Below are 13748 nucleotides of genomic sequence, written 5' to 3' on the forward strand. Positions count from 1 at the left end.
GGGGATGTCTCACCGAGACCAGCCCCCGCGGACAGGCCCCACCCCAGCCCCTCCCCTAAAGGGGGAGGGGCTTGCTGATCGCCTATTCCGCGAACGCTTCCTTCGCCGCATCCTCGAAGGCCTTGAGCGCGAGCATATGCGGGAAGGGGCCGTGGCTGATGCGTGCGACGCCTGCTGCGGCGACGGCCCGGGCGTCGGGCGCGCCGGGGAAGGCCATGAAATTCACCGGCAGCGGCGAGGCGGCGCAGACCTGGGCGAGCAAATCGAGATCGGCGAGACCGGGGACGAAGAAGCCGCTGGCGCCGGCCTCGGCATAAGCATGCGCGCGCTCGATTGCGGCATCTGCCTTGGCCTGATCATGGGTATCGGACTTGGCTTGGAGGAAGATGTCGGTCCGCGCGTTGAGGAAGAAATCGGACCCGGCACCGCGCCGTGCCGCCGCGATCCGCCCGGCCTGCACCGCGACCGTGTGCATGCCCTCGCCGCCGATCACCTGGTCCTCGAAATTGCACCCGATCGCGCCGGTCGCGGCAAGGGCGGCGAAATTGGCGGCGAGCGCGTCCGCCTCGACGGCATAACCGCCTTCGAAGTCGATGCTCACCGGAAGATCGACCGCGGCGACGATGCGCGCGGCATTGGCGAGCGCGAGGTCGAGCGGCAGGCCTTCGGCATCGCGCACGCCGTGCGCCGTGGCGACCGAGGCGCTGCCGGTGGCGATCGCCCGCGCGCCGGCCTGCTCGGCGACCTTGGCCGAGCCGGCGTCCCAGACGTTGAACAGGATGAGCGGGTTGCCGGCGACGTGCAGCGCTGAGAACGAATCGAATTTGGTCATGGTAGAAACTCCATTTCGTTCATGGAATGTTCTATCATGCGCGGATATTAGGTCAATCCTTTCCTCTCCCTGTGGGAGAGGTAGTGTAGCTTGGCAGCTTGCTGCCTAGCGGAGCTAGGTGAGGGCAGTCGAACTATCGAAAGGGCGATCCCCTCACCCAGCTCCGACTAGGACCCGCTGAAGAAGCGGGCCCAAGTCTGCGCAACCCTCTCCCGACGGGAGAGGGAGCTCGATCAGTGAACGAACCGGGCGACCACGTCGCGATAGCTGCGGCTGACCTTCACGCTCGCACCTGAATCGAGCACGAGGAAACATTCGCCGTTGGTGTGCGGCTTGACCTGGCGGACCAGGTCGAGATTGACGATCGTCGAGCGGTGTACGCGCTGGAATCGGCGCGGGTCGAGGCGCTTCTCGAGGTCCTTCATCGTCTCGCGCAGGATCAGCGTGTTGTCTCCGGTATAGATGCACATGTAATCGCCGGCAGCGTCGATCCGCTCGATCGTGTCGACGTCGACGCGGAAGATCTGGCCGCGATCCTTGATGTTGATGAGCTTCTCGAAGCGGTTCGACGCCATTTCGCCGGTGTCGGCCGCGGCGATGTCCTCGACCGCGTCGGGGGCCACTTCGGCGAGCACTTCCTTCAGCCGGTCGACTTCCTCGACGCCGCGCTTCTCGGTCAGCCGCTGGCGGACGCGGTCGAGCGTGTCGGCGAGGCGGCTCGGCTCGACCGGCTTCATCAGATAGTCCATCGCCTGCGCCTCGAAGGCGCGGATGGCGTGGTCGGAATAAGCGGTGACGAACACGAACAGCGGCGGTTCGACTTCCATCAGCCCCTGGACGACCGAAAAGCCGTCGAAGCCGGGCATCTGGATGTCGAGGAAGACGAGGTCGGGCTTGTGGGTCTTGATCGCGCGGATGGCCTCGCGGCCGTTGGAGCATTTGTCGATGATTTCGACATCCTCATGCTCCTGCAACCGGAGCTCGAGCCCCTGGATCGCCAGGGGTTCGTCGTCAACGAGGATGGTACGGATGGTCATGCGGCCTCTCGGTTCGGTTCCTCAAGCTGGAACGGTATCTCGATCTCAACGCTGAAACCTTCCCCGGGTTTCGTTGTCGTTTCGAAACGATGGTCAGGCCCAAAGGTCTGCGCCAGTCGCTCCTTGATGTTGGCGAGCCCCACGCCGGTTGAGAGAGTCGGCCGTGGTTTGCTTTCGATCAATCCGGGGCCGGTGTCGGATACGGCGATCTGCACTCGTTCTCCGGTGAGCCGAGCGGTGACGGTGATGTCGGCGCCCTCTTCCTGCGGCGTGACGGCATATTTGATCGCGTTTTCGACCAGCGGCTGGAGAAGCAGTGACGGCAGCCGCGCCTTGGACACGCGCGGATCGATGTCGAAATGAGTGCGCAGCCGCTCGTCGAAGCGCATCTTCTCGATCTCTAGATAGAGCTTAAGCGTCTCGACTTCCTGGCTGAGCGTGACGTGCGCGGTCGGCTCATTGGCGAGGGTGTAGCGCAGGAACGACGACAGCCGGCTGAGCATCACATTGGCGCGCTCGGTCTGCTTGAGCAGCACCAGGGTCGAGATCGAATTGAGCGTGTTGAACAGGAAATGCGGGTTGAGCTGGTAGCGCAGCATCGCCAGCTGCGCCGACGAGGCCTGGTTCTCCAGCAGCTGCATCTGGTCGATCTGCTCTTCGACGATCAGGTAGAAATTGATCCCGAAATAGAGCGCCGACCAGCCCGCGAGCACGGTGAAGTTGATGAACACCGTGCCGACGACCAGCGCGAGCGTGACGCTGGTGTCACCTTCGCGGATGAACGAGAAGGTGAAGGCGTCGATCACCGCATAGATCACGGTGGCGAGGCCGAGCGTGGTCAGCGTCAGCAGGATGCCGGTGATCCGCGGCAGCCGACGGTAGAAGCCGTAGAGCGTCGAGAGCAGCAAGGTCAGGCAATAGCCGACGATCGCCTCGATGATCGCGGCGATGATCCGCTCGACCGCGAAGCCGTTGGAGATCGAGACGACGCTGCGCAACAGCAGGTAGCCGCTCCAGCCGCCCGCCTGGAGCATCCAGAACGCGCGCCCTTTGTCTTCGAAAAAGGGACGCGAGAGCACGGGTGGCGCACTCACTTGCCCCGGCATCAGCCGCTGCGCGGTATCCACTGTCTTGGCCACGCGGCCCCTCTAACACTCACGGCGAGCCGCGGCAAAGAGGCGGCGCATCCCGGGCCTCCACCGATGGGTGATAGGCGAACCAAATCGTCGGCGAGCCCGGCTGACGTCGTCTCTCCGTCCTATTCTGGGACGAACACATGTTTCGGTCCGGTGCGACCCGGGGGCTTTTGAAGCGTTATGGTGCCGTTATGATCCAGCTCTGTCCGGGGATCAACCCATGAGACTCGCCTGCTCGCTATTCGCTTTTGTCGCGCTCGCTCTGCCAGTCGCGGCGGGTGCGCACGATTATGAGCGCCGCTCGATTCGCGTCGATGCCTCGGCGCTCGATCTGTCTGAGCCGGCGGGGATGGACGAGTTGGCACGGCGCATCCACCGCGCGGTCAACCGGATCTGCGCGGACGATCGCGACTGCCGCGACGAGGCCTGGGCGAGCACCGAGGACCAGGTCGCCGGGGCGATCGACCGCGACGTCTGGATGCGCCGGATGGCCGAGGAGCGGATCGCCGAGGTCGAGACGTGCCGCTGGGGCGGTTGCGCGGCGCCGCGGCTGGCCTATCAGCCGGTGTTCGGGCCGAGCGTGCCTGCGGCCGGCGGGGTGACGGTGGTGATCGTCCACACTCCGGCTGCGCCAGTCTATCGCTATTGAGCGAAAGCAAAGGGCCCGGAGTTGCCTCCAGGCCCTTACGCATGTGCTGTCTCTGGGGAGCGCCGCTCAGCCGCACTCGGCCTCGAACGGCGCCCGTACGGGGTCATAGTCGGCGTTTGCGACGGGCAGCCGCCGCGGCGCGGGAAGCAGTTTGCGCGGCGCCGGGTTTGCGGCGGGAAGCACGAAGCCAATTGAGCGACACCGAGGAGTTTCCCTTCTGGTTGCCTCCTTTGTCGTGGATCGCGCAGGCAGGCGCCATTCCGGGAATCCGCGTACGGGCTTTGCCGGGATCGCCGCATCGCCAAAGCGAAACGGGCCCGGGATGTCCCCCGAGCCCGTCGCTTCTTTCCTCAAACCGAAGGCTTACTTCGCCGCGATCTTCTCGGCCTTCTTGCCGCCCTTTTTGGGCTTGGGCGCGGCCGGCGTGACTTCGAAGGCGAGCGCATTGTCCTTCAGCTTCACCTGCACCTCGCCGCCATGGACGAGCTTGCCGAATAGCAATTCCTCGGCGAGCGGCTGCTTGATCTTCTCCTGGATCAGCCGGCCCATCGGGCGCGCGCCGTATAGCTTGTCATAGCCGCGTGCGGTCAGCCAGGTCTTGGCATCGTCGTCGAGCTGGATGTGGACGCCGCGGTCCGACAGCTGGAGCTCGAGCTGGAGGATGAACTTGTCCACCACGCGCGCCACCACTTCGGTCGGCAGATAGTCGAACGGCACGATCGCATCGAGGCGGTTGCGGAATTCCGGCGTGAAGAGCTTCTTCACCGCCTCTTCCTGGACGTCCTCGCGGCTGCTCTCGCCGAAGCCGATCGACTCCTTGGCCATGTCCGACGCGCCGGCATTGGTGGTCATGATCAGGATGGTATTCCTGAAATCGACCGTCTTGCCGTGGTGGTCGGTGAGCTTGCCGTTGTCCATCACCTGCAACAGGATGTTGAACAGGTCGGGATGCGCCTTCTCGATCTCGTCGAGCAGCAGCACCGAATGCGGCTGCTGGTCGACGGCGTCGGTGAGCAGGCCGCCCTGGTCGTAGCCGACATAGCCGGGAGGCGCGCCGATCAGGCGGCTGACCGAATGCCGCTCCATATATTCGGACATGTCGAAGCGCTGGAGCGGGATGCCGAGAATCTCGGCGAGCTGGCGCGCGACTTCGGTCTTGCCGACGCCGGTCGGCCCCGAGAACAGGTAATTGCCGATCGGCTTGTCGGGGTCGCGCAGGCCGGCACGGCTGAGCTTGATCGCCGAGCTGAGCACTTCGATCGCCTTGTCCTGCCCGAACACGACCCGCTTGAGGTCGAGCTCGAGATTGGCGAGGACGCGGGTGTCGTCCGACGAAACCGACTTGGCCGGGATGCGCGCCATCGTCGCGATGACCGCCTCGATCTCTTTGGTGGTGATCACCTTCTTGCGCTTGTTCGGCGCCACCAGCATCTGCATCGCGCCGACCTCGTCGATCACGTCGATCGCCTTGTCGGGCAGCTTGCGGTCGTTGATGTAGCGCGCGCTCAGCTCCACCGCCGACTTGATCGCGTCGGGGGTGTACTTGACCGAGTGGTGCCCCTCGAACGCCGAGCGCAGCCCCGAGATGATCTTGATCGTGTCCTCAACCGAAGGCTCGTTGACGTCGATCTTCTGGAAGCGCCGGAGCAGCGCCCGGTCCTTCTCGAAGTGATTGCGGAATTCCTTGTAGGTGGTCGAGCCGATGCAGCGGATCGTCCCGCCCGACAATGCCGGCTTGAGCAGGTTCGACGCATCCATCGCGCCGCCGCTGGTCGCGCCCGCGCCGATCACCGTGTGGATCTCGTCGATGAACAGGACCGCGTGGGGCAGCTTCTCAAGCTCGTTGACCACCTGCTTCAAGCGCTCTTCGAAGTCGCCGCGATAGCGCGTGCCGGCGAGCAAGGCGCCCATGTCGAGCGAATAGATCACCGCTTCCTTGAGCACGTCGGGCACCTGACCCTCGACGATCTTGCGCGCGAGGCCTTCGGCGATCGCCGTCTTGCCGACGCCCGGATCGCCGACATAGAGCGGGTTGTTCTTGCTGCGGCGGCAGAGGATCTGGATCGTGCGGTCGACCTCGGGGCCGCGGCCGATCAGCGGATCCACCTTGCCGGCCTTGGCCTTCTCGTTGAGATCGACGGTGAACTGCTTGAGCGCGCTCTCCCCCTTGCCCGACTTGGTCTCGGACTTGGCGGCCTTTTCCTCTTCGGCGCCCTTGGGCGTGCTGGTCTCTGCCGGAGTCGATCCCTTGCCGACGCCGTGGCTGATGAAGCTCACTGCGTCCAACCGGCTCATATCCTGCTGCTGGAGGAAATAGACGGCATAGCTCTCGCGCTCGCTGAACAAGGCGACGAGGACGTTGGCGCCGGTGACTTCGTCGCGGCCCGAAGACTGGACGTGAAGGATCGCGCGCTGGACAACGCGCTGGAAGCCGCTCGTCGGCGACGGATCGGTCGAATTCTCGACCTTCAGCGCCTCGAGCTCGGTGTCGAGATAATGCGCGACGGTATTCTTGATCTCGCCGAGATCCACGCCGCACGCGCTCATCACCTTGGAGGCGTGCTCGTCGTCGACGAGCGCGAGCAGGAGATGTTCGAGCGTCGCATATTCGTGGCGGCGGGACGAAGCGGCCTCGAGCGCCTTGTGGAGGGTCGATTCGAGGGCGGAGGCGAAACTAGGCATTCGGATACAACTCCAGTGGGCCCGAAAGGATACGCGACCCGTTTGCCATTATGTCGGGATGGCCGGGGCTCGCATCAAGCATGCCACCCTCGCATCGGAGAAAACCGGCGTTTCGCCCGTGCTCCAATGCGTACACGCTCATCTCTTAAATAGAGCGTCCGCGCTTGCGCGGTGGTTAACGGCATGTTTAATTTTACTTCTGCACCGCGCGATTTCACTTTCCAGCAGGGCGATGCGTTCGTTCAGTTCGTCGACCGAAAGCGGGTCGAGATCCTGCTTGCCCAGCTGCGCGGCAAGGTCGTCCTTGCGACGCGGCAGATTTTCGTCGGCGTCCATGCAGCGAACGTTGACCCTGGCCGGAGCGATGTCAATAAGGCCCCGGGTTTCTACCGAGGGCGAAAAGCGACCAACTGATGACCGTCCCCGAAACGATGTTGGCGATCGATCCCGCACAGCCGGGCGGCCCCGAAATCCTCGTCCCCGTCACGCGACCGGTTCCCATGCCCGGCGAAGGCGAAGTGCTGATCAAGGTCGCCGCGGCGGGGGTCAATCGCCCCGAGCTGATGCAGCGCATGGGGTTGTATCCGCCGCCGCCGGGGGCGCCGTCGATCCTCGGGCTCGAAGCGGCGGGAAAGATCGTCGCGCTCGGCACCGGCGTGGCGGAAGAGCTGCTCGGCCAGTCGGTCTGCGCATTGGTCAGCGGCGGCACCTATGCCGAATATGTCGTCGCGCCGCTCGGCCAATGCCTGCCGGTCCCCGCCGCGCTGACGCTGATCGAGGCGGCGGCGATGCCCGAGACCTTGTTCACCGTGTGGACCAACGTGTTCGAGCGCGCCTATGCAGCGGACGGCGACTGGCTGCTCGTCCATGGCGGGACGAGCGGGATCGGGATGATGGCGATCGCGCTGGCGCGGCTGTTCCATCTGACCGTGCTGGTCACCGCGGGGTCCGACGCCAAGTGCGAAGCCGCGCGCGCCGCCGGCGCCGCCGAGGCGATCAACTACAAGACCGAGGATTTCGTCGCGCGGGTGAAGGACATCACCGGCGGCCGCGGCGTCGACATCGTGCTCGACATGATCGGCGGCGACTATGTCCCGCGCAACCTCGAATGCCTCGCCGAGGACGGGCGCCACGTCTCGATCGCGGTCCAGCGCGGCGCCGAGGCGACGATCCCGTTGTGGCAGGTGATGCGCAAGCGGCTGGTGCTCACCGGCTCGACGCTCCGCGCGCGCGACACCGGGTTCAAGAGCCTGGTCGCCGACGAGCTCGTTCGCACGGTCTGGCCCTTCGTCGAGCAGGGGCGGCTGAAGCCGGTGATCGACTCGACCTATCCGCTCGCCGACGCCGCGGAGGCGCATCGCCGGATGGAATCGGGCGAGCATGTCGGCAAGATCGTGCTGACGCTGGATTGATTTTTCGTCCCCCGGCGGGTGAGGATAATCTCACCCCACCGCGCGCAGCAGCGGGCGGGCGCCGGCGGCGAGCCGCTCGGCGGCGGGAAGGAATTCGCTCTCTTCCCAATCGCGCCGCGTCGCCATCATCCGCATCTGCGCGCGCACCGCGAGGCGGTATTCGCGCGGGTCGTCGGGAATCGTCTCCATCGTCCAGCGGCCCATATGCGCGATGCCCGACTGGCGCATCGACAAGAGGTCGCTGGTATAGCGGCGGGCGAGCGCGCGGTGATAAGGATCGGGGCTCGCGCCCAGCGGCATCAGCGCCAGCCGCGCCTCGTTGCCCAAATGCCGGGCGACCGCTTGCGAGATCGCGCGGCGCGCCTCGACCAGCTCGGGCATGCGCGGCGGATCGAAGGTCGCGGCCTCGATCAGCGCTTCGCCCAGCCGGAAGAGCTCACGATGTTCCGCGTAAAGATCCTGCAATGTCATTCGATCACTCCTCGCGACTCTTATAGCGGGGCGAGGGGCGCGACCGGCGGCGTGGCAATGATTTGTTAAGCCGGACATAAGGCAGGCTTGTCGCCGGCGGACGCCAATTTGTTTGACGCGAGGCCCCAGGGCCGCAGAAAGGCGCGCGCCAGATAGGGGGAAGATCATGGGTCCGTTCGTACTCCACGAGTATGCGCCGTCGGGAAATTGCTACAAGATCCGCCTCACCGCGGCACATGTCGGGCTGCCGCTCGAGCGGCGCCAATACGACATCCTCAAGGGCGAGACGCGCACGCCCGAGTTCCTGGGCGAGGTCAACGCCAATGGCCGGATTCCGGTGCTCCAGACCGGCGACGACTTCCTCCCCGAAAGCAACGCCGCGGCCTTCTACATCGCCGACGGCAGCGACCTGATCCCCGCCGACCGCTTCGAACGCGCCGACATGCTGCGCTGGCTGTTCTGGGAACAGTACAACCACGAACCCAACATCGCGACGGTGCGCTTCTGGCGGACCTTGGTCGGCGACGCGAACCTGACCGATCTCCAGCGCGCGCAACTGCCCGGCAAGGTCGCGGCGGGCGAGGCGGCACTGGCGCTGATGGACGAGCATCTCGCGCATCGCGCCTTCTTCGTCCTCGACCGGCTCACCCTCGCGGACATCGCGCTTTACGCCTATACGCATGTCGCCGAAGAGGGCGGCTTCGATCTCCAGCCCTTCCCGAATGTCCGCGCCTGGCTGGCGCGCGTGGCGAGCCATCCGGCGCATATTCCGATCACCGCCTGAGACCCGTCATCCCGCGTGCGCCGGGACGACGGCCCGCCACGATTCTAGTTGTAACAATCTCCATGTAGGGCCTCCCCAGGACAAGCTCCCGGGGGAATGATCATGGCGACGATCACCAGGCTTCCGTTCGACGCAGCGCACTTCGCGGACTTCCATGCGACCCAGCCGACGATCCCCGAGCGGGTGATCGCCGGGCGCCGGCAATATCGCACGGTGTGGATCTCCGACGTCCATCTCGGCACGCGCGGCTGCAACGCCGAGATGCTGATCGATTTCCTCGACCATGTCGACAGCGAGACGATGTACCTCGTCGGCGACATGATCGACGGCTGGGCGATGAAGAAGCGGCTTTATTGGCCCGCGGCGCACAACGACATCGTCTGGCGCGTGCTCAAGCGGGCCAAGCGCGGCACCCGGATCGTCTACATTCCCGGCAACCATGACGAGATGTTCCGCCAGTTCGCCGGCCTCAATTTCGGCGGGGTCGAGATCCTCCGCCAGGCGATCCACGAGACCGCCGACGGCAAGCGGCTGCTCGTCCTGCACGGCGACGAGTTCGACGCGATCACCATGTCGCACCGCTGGCTCGCGCATCTCGGCGATGCCGCGTACGAGGGCATGATGGCGCTCAACCGCTGGCTCAACAGCGTCCGTCGCCTGTTCAACCTGCCTTATTGGTCGCTCAGCAAATACGCCAAGCAGAAGGTCAAGAACGCGGTCTCGTTCATTTCGAGGTTCGAAGAGGTCGTCGCGCACGAGGCGGCGCATCGCGGGATCCACGGCGTGATCGCCGGCCACATCCACAAGGCCGAGATGCGCACGATCCAGGGCGTCGAATATTATAATGACGGCGATTGGGTGGAGGGTTGCACCGCGCTCGTCGAACACTACGACGGTACCATGGAAATTCTCCATTGGGCCGACGAGATAGCGGCGCGCGATGCGCCCGAATCCGGGGCCAGACTAGAGGCGGCGTGACGGCGGCGACGGGAGCCGACGAAGTGCGCATCGCAATCGTAACCGATGCCTGGGAGCCCCAGGTCAACGGCGTCGTCCGTACGCTCCAATCGGTGCGCCGGGTGCTGGAGGCGCAGGGACACCGCGTCGAAGTGATCTCGCCCGATCGCTTCTATTCGCTGCCGTGCCCGACCTATCCCGAGATTCGCCTCGCGCTCGCCAGCACCGGCAGCGTCGGCGCGATGCTCGAGGCGTTCCGCCCCAACGCGATCCACCTCGCCACCGAAGGCCCGCTGTGCGTCGCGGCGCGGCGCTGGTGTCTGCGCAACGACATGCCGTTCACCACGGCCTATCACACCCAGTTCCCCGATTATGTTTCGGCGCGCTCGGGCGTGCCGGCCGAGTGGATCTGGCGCTATATCCGCTGGTTCCATGCGCCGAGCCAGGCGATCCTCGCCTCGACGCCGTCGATCCGCGAATCGCTGGTCGCGCACGGCCTGACCAAGGTGAAGCATTGGGGCAGGGGCGTCGATCTCGCCAGCTTCCGCCCCGGCCTGCCGCCGCATCCGGCGATGGCAGACCTGCCGGGCCCGGTGCAGCTCTATGTCGGCCGCGTCGCGATCGAGAAGAATCTCGAGGCGTTCCTCAAGACCACGCATCCCGGCACCAAGGTCGTGGTCGGCGACGGCCCGGCGCGGGCGACGCTCGAGGCGCGCTTCCCCGAGGCCAAGTTTCTCGGCCCGATGTTCGGCGATGCGCTCGCCTCGGCCTATGCCGCTGCCGATGTCTTCGTCTTCCCGAGCAAGACCGACACTTTCGGGCTGGTGATGATCGAGGCGCTGGCCTGCGGCGTCCCCGTCGCCGCCTATCCGGTGACGGGTCCGATCGACGTGCTCACCCCCGCGGTCGGCGCGATGGACGAAGACCTCACCGCCGCCATCGCCGCGGCGCTCACCCGCGATCCCGCGGCCTGCCAGGCTTATGGCCGCAGCTTCACCTGGGAAGCGAGCGCACACCAGTTCCTGAACGCGCTCTATTCGTTCGACGATCACGAGGCCGCCGCCTGAGTTTCGGGTGCGCGTGCGGCGCATCGCGCCTTTTCCACGAATGCCTTGCCTCCCACCGCGTCCCGCATTAAGTCCTGACCATTAGTCGGCCGCCCGTGATGGGCGGCCCTTATTGTTTCTGGAGACGAAAAGTGGCCCAGCCGCTGATGCCGCATGCGACCGCTTCCTGGCTGGTCGACAATACGTCGCTCTCGTTCGAGCAGATCGCCGAGTTCTGCGGGCTCCACATCCTAGAGATCCAGGCGATCGCCGACGATACCGCTTCGGCCAAGCTGACCGGGCGCGATCCGGTGCGCGCGCACGAGCTCACCATGGAGGAAATCGAGAAGGGCCAGGCCAATCCCGATTACAGCCTCAAGATGCTTAAGGGCCCCGAGCAGATCCGCCGCACCAAGGGGCCGCGCTACACGCCGGTCTCGAAGCGCCAGGACAAGCCCGACGGCATTGCGTGGATCCTGCGCAACCATCCCGAGATCTCGGACGGCGCGATCGGCAAGCTGATCGGCACCACCCGCACCACGATCGCCGCGATCCGCGACCGCAGCCACTGGAACATCGCCAACATCACGCCTAAGGATCCGGTCACGCTCGGCCTCGCTTCGCAGCGCGAGCTGGACGCGTTGGTCGCCAAGGCCGCCAAGGCCGCGGGCATCGAGGCGCCGACCGACACCCGCCTCGAGGGCGACCGCGAGGCGCTGCTCGAGCAGCTTCGCGCCGAGCGCACCGCCGCCGCCAATGCGGCGGAAGGCGAGGGTGGCGAAGAAGCGACCGGCCCGATCGAGCACACCGCCGAGACGCTGTTCCGCCAGTAAGTCGCACCGTCCCGCATGACGCGGGACGGCCACGCGTGTAGCTTCCCAGGGCGACTCGCTGAGCCGCGCAAGGGAGATGCCGCATGTGTGACGATCTGACCGAAGCCGACAATGAACGCTTTCTCGGCGATGCGATGACGCGCCGCGGCTTCGGGGCAGCCGCTGCCGCCGCTGGTGTTGCGGTGCTGCTCCCGGTGCCGGCCAATGCGCTGGCGGTCCGCGGCCGCGACGTTACGATCACCACGCCCGACGGCACCGCCGATGCCTATTTCGTCGCGCCGGTCGGCGGCAAGCATCCCGCCGTCCTGGTCTGGCCGGACATCTTCGGATTGCGCCCCGCCTTCCGCCAGATGGCCGACCGTCTCGCCCAGTCGGGCTATGCGGTGCTCACCGTCAACCAATTCTACCGCTCGACCAGGACGCCGTTCGTCACGCCGGGCCAGGGCTTCGACGAGGCATTGGGAGCCAAGGTCGGGCCGTGGCGCAAGCTGCTCACCCCCGACGCCACCACGCGCGATGCCGCGGCCTTCGTCGCCTGGATCGACCGCCAGGCTGAGGTCGACCGCAAGCGCGGCATCGGCAGCACCGGCTATTGCATGGGCGGGCCGATGGTGATGCTCACGGCGGCGGGATCGCCGGCGCGGGTGCGGGCAGGCGCGACCTTCCATGGCGGCGGGCTCGCCGACGCCGACCTGATCGCGCGCGTGCCCCAAATGAAGGCGCGCTTCCTCATCGCGATCGCCGCCAATGACGACGCGCGTGCGCCGGGCGACAAGGACAAGCTGCGCGCCGCCTTCGCCGCCGCCAGGCGACCCGCCGAGATCGAAGTCTATTCCGGCACGATGCACGGCTGGTGCCCACCCGACAGCAAGGTCTACGACCACGCCCAGGCCGATCGCGCGTGGGAGCGGCTGCTCGCGCTGTTTCACACCGCGCTCGCTTGACGCGCGCGCCCGATTCGTTCACGTAATGTTCTCACTGAGTCGGGGAACGATGATGTCGAGCGATCTGATTTTCTACACCAATCCGCAGTCGCGCGGCCGCATCGCGCGCTGGATGCTCGAAGAGACCGGCGCGGACTATCGCGTCGAGCTCGTCGATTATGCCAGCCGGATGAAGAGCGCCGAGTATCGCGCGGTCAATCCGATGGGGAAGGTCCCGGCGATCGTCCATGGCGGCAAGGTGGTGACCGAGGGCGCGGCGATCTGCGCCTATCTCGCCGAGGCGTTCCCCGAAGCGGGGCTCGCGCCGCAGCCGGAGGAGCGCGCCGATTATTTCCGCTGGCTGTTCTTCGCTGCCGGTCCGGTCGAACAGGCGGTGACCAATTATGCTGCCAAGTTCGAGCCATCGCCCGAGCAGTCGCGCATGTTCGGTTATGGCGATTATGCGACGACGGTCGACGTGCTCGAGGCGGCGGTCTCGGCGCATCCCTATATCGCTGGCGAGCGCTTTACCGCGGCCGACGTCTATGTCGGCTCGGCGGTGGGCTGGGGACTGCTGTTCGGCACCTTGCCCAAGCGCGACGCCTTCCAGGCCTATTTCGCGCGATTGAACGGGCGCGAAGCCTATCTCCGGGCTGGCGAGAAGGACGACGCGCTGGCCGGCGAGCAGGCGCCGGCCTGACCGGTTCGCAGCGCATCTGAACGCGGGCGTCAGCGGAAGGGAGCGGGGGATGGAGCAATCGGCGACCTATGGCGCCGGCCACACGGCCGGAACCGTGTTGGGATATTTGCTGCTGTACGGCGGAATCCTCGCGCTCGGCTATGTTCTCGGCAATCGGCTGGCGCGAAAGCGCGGCGTGCCGTTCGTGCGCTGGCCGCTCGCCGCGGCGTCGATGCTGGTCCTGCTGCTCCTCGCCGGACAATGTTCGAACCAGGCGCGGGCGGCGGCGGGCGGGGCGGGGCAGGCG

General features: G+C 66.1%; 15 protein-coding genes. 9 read left to right on the forward strand and 6 right to left on the reverse strand.

The window, feature by feature from the left end; translation table 11 throughout:
- Positions 1–82: 82 nt before the first annotated feature.
- From AC3WJI_RS20160 to AC3WJI_RS20170, 3 genes are all read right to left on the reverse strand, one after another.
- Positions 83–832: an isocitrate lyase/PEP mutase family protein gene (locus tag AC3WJI_RS20160; RefSeq protein WP_492759090.1), complete on the reverse strand. Its 750-nt coding sequence runs from the start codon at positions 830–832 to the stop codon at positions 83–85.
- A gap of 233 nt (positions 833–1065) precedes the next feature.
- A complete protein-coding gene (locus AC3WJI_RS20165; RefSeq protein WP_492759091.1) occupies positions 1066–1869 on the reverse strand; it encodes a LytR/AlgR family response regulator transcription factor in 804 nt (267 codons plus the stop codon).
- Positions 1866–2975: a sensor histidine kinase gene (locus AC3WJI_RS20170; protein WP_492759103.1), complete on the reverse strand. Its 1110-nt coding sequence runs from the start codon at positions 2973–2975 to the stop codon at positions 1866–1868. The genes AC3WJI_RS20165 and AC3WJI_RS20170 overlap by 4 nt, the downstream gene beginning before the upstream one ends.
- Before the next feature lie 250 nt (positions 2976–3225).
- On the opposite strand from AC3WJI_RS20170, the gene AC3WJI_RS20175 reads away from it, so the two are divergent.
- Positions 3226–3654, forward strand: a complete 429-nt coding sequence (locus AC3WJI_RS20175; protein ID WP_492759092.1) for a UrcA family protein — start codon at positions 3226–3228, stop codon at positions 3652–3654.
- A gap of 363 nt (positions 3655–4017) precedes the next feature.
- Here AC3WJI_RS20175 and clpA read toward each other — a convergent pair whose 3' ends face one another.
- Positions 4018–6336 carry an ATP-dependent Clp protease ATP-binding subunit ClpA gene (gene clpA / locus AC3WJI_RS20180; protein ID WP_492759093.1) on the reverse strand — a complete coding sequence of 773 codons (2319 nt, stop codon included), beginning with the start codon at positions 6334–6336 and terminating at the stop codon, positions 4018–4020.
- A 138-nt stretch (positions 6337–6474) separates the two neighbouring features.
- Positions 6475–6672, reverse strand: coding sequence for a DUF1192 domain-containing protein (locus AC3WJI_RS20185; RefSeq protein WP_492759094.1), 198 nt, complete (start codon positions 6670–6672; stop codon positions 6475–6477).
- Positions 6673–6749: 77 nt separating this feature from the next.
- Here AC3WJI_RS20185 and AC3WJI_RS20190 point away from each other — a divergent pair, with 77 nt between their 5' ends.
- The gene (locus AC3WJI_RS20190) at positions 6750–7748 is read left to right on the forward strand and encodes an NAD(P)H-quinone oxidoreductase (RefSeq protein WP_492759095.1); all 999 of its coding nucleotides are present in this window, start codon (positions 6750–6752) and stop codon (positions 7746–7748) included.
- Positions 7749–7778: 30 nt separating this feature from the next.
- On the opposite strand, the gene AC3WJI_RS20195 is transcribed toward AC3WJI_RS20190, so the two are convergent.
- Positions 7779–8219: a hypothetical protein gene (locus AC3WJI_RS20195; RefSeq protein ID WP_492759096.1), complete on the reverse strand. Its 441-nt coding sequence runs from the start codon at positions 8217–8219 to the stop codon at positions 7779–7781.
- A gap of 166 nt (positions 8220–8385) precedes the next feature.
- On the opposite strand from AC3WJI_RS20195, the gene AC3WJI_RS20200 reads away from it, so the two are divergent.
- From AC3WJI_RS20200 to AC3WJI_RS20230, 7 genes are all read left to right on the forward strand, one after another.
- Positions 8386–9003, forward strand: a complete 618-nt coding sequence (locus tag AC3WJI_RS20200; protein WP_492759097.1) for a glutathione S-transferase family protein — start codon at positions 8386–8388, stop codon at positions 9001–9003.
- Positions 9004–9105: 102 nt separating this feature from the next.
- Positions 9106–9981: a UDP-2,3-diacylglucosamine diphosphatase gene (locus AC3WJI_RS20205; protein WP_492759098.1), complete on the forward strand. Its 876-nt coding sequence runs from the start codon at positions 9106–9108 to the stop codon at positions 9979–9981.
- 23 nt (positions 9982–10004) lie between these two features.
- Positions 10005–11027, forward strand: a complete 1023-nt coding sequence (locus AC3WJI_RS20210) for a glycosyltransferase family 4 protein (RefSeq protein ID WP_492759099.1) — start codon at positions 10005–10007, stop codon at positions 11025–11027.
- 146 nt (positions 11028–11173) lie between these two features.
- Positions 11174–11839 carry a cell cycle transcriptional regulator TrcR gene (locus AC3WJI_RS20215; RefSeq protein WP_492759104.1) on the forward strand — a complete coding sequence of 222 codons (666 nt, stop codon included), beginning with the start codon at positions 11174–11176 and terminating at the stop codon, positions 11837–11839.
- Between the two features lie 83 nt (positions 11840–11922).
- Complete coding sequence (locus AC3WJI_RS20220; protein WP_492759100.1) at positions 11923–12783, forward strand: dienelactone hydrolase family protein; 861 nt, start codon at positions 11923–11925, stop codon at positions 12781–12783.
- A gap of 52 nt (positions 12784–12835) precedes the next feature.
- Positions 12836–13462 carry a glutathione S-transferase family protein gene (locus AC3WJI_RS20225; RefSeq protein WP_492759101.1) on the forward strand — a complete coding sequence of 209 codons (627 nt, stop codon included), beginning with the start codon at positions 12836–12838 and terminating at the stop codon, positions 13460–13462.
- Between the two features lie 49 nt (positions 13463–13511).
- A partial coding sequence (locus tag AC3WJI_RS20230) for a hypothetical protein (protein WP_492759102.1) occupies positions 13512–13748 on the forward strand: 237 nt, incomplete at its 3' end.

Source organism: Sphingomonas sp. FW306-1B-B10E (assembly GCF_058782005.1).

Bases quoted from the DNA above. Each gene is read 5' to 3' on its own strand.
- AC3WJI_RS20160 (WP_492759090.1), bottom strand. From the start codon at position 832: ATGACCAAATTCGATTCGTTCTCAGCGCTGCACGTCGCCGGCAACCCG.
- AC3WJI_RS20165 (WP_492759091.1), bottom strand. From the start codon at position 1,869: ATGACCATCCGTACCATCCTCGTTGACGACGAACCCCTGGCGATCCAG.
- AC3WJI_RS20170 (WP_492759103.1), bottom strand. From the start codon at position 2,975: ATGCCGGGGCAAGTGAGTGCGCCACCCGTGCTCTCGCGTCCCTTTTTC.
- AC3WJI_RS20175 (WP_492759092.1), top strand. From the start codon at position 3,226: ATGAGACTCGCCTGCTCGCTATTCGCTTTTGTCGCGCTCGCTCTGCCA.
- clpA (WP_492759093.1), bottom strand. From the start codon at position 6,336: ATGCCTAGTTTCGCCTCCGCCCTCGAATCGACCCTCCACAAGGCGCTC.
- AC3WJI_RS20185 (WP_492759094.1), bottom strand. From the start codon at position 6,672: ATGGACGCCGACGAAAATCTGCCGCGTCGCAAGGACGACCTTGCCGCG.
- AC3WJI_RS20190 (WP_492759095.1), top strand. From the start codon at position 6,750: ATGACCGTCCCCGAAACGATGTTGGCGATCGATCCCGCACAGCCGGGC.
- AC3WJI_RS20195 (WP_492759096.1), bottom strand. From the start codon at position 8,219: ATGACATTGCAGGATCTTTACGCGGAACATCGTGAGCTCTTCCGGCTG.
- AC3WJI_RS20200 (WP_492759097.1), top strand. From the start codon at position 8,386: ATGGGTCCGTTCGTACTCCACGAGTATGCGCCGTCGGGAAATTGCTAC.
- AC3WJI_RS20205 (WP_492759098.1), top strand. From the start codon at position 9,106: ATGGCGACGATCACCAGGCTTCCGTTCGACGCAGCGCACTTCGCGGAC.
- AC3WJI_RS20215 (WP_492759104.1), top strand. From the start codon at position 11,174: ATGCCGCATGCGACCGCTTCCTGGCTGGTCGACAATACGTCGCTCTCG.
- AC3WJI_RS20220 (WP_492759100.1), top strand. From the start codon at position 11,923: ATGTGTGACGATCTGACCGAAGCCGACAATGAACGCTTTCTCGGCGAT.
- AC3WJI_RS20225 (WP_492759101.1), top strand. From the start codon at position 12,836: ATGTCGAGCGATCTGATTTTCTACACCAATCCGCAGTCGCGCGGCCGC.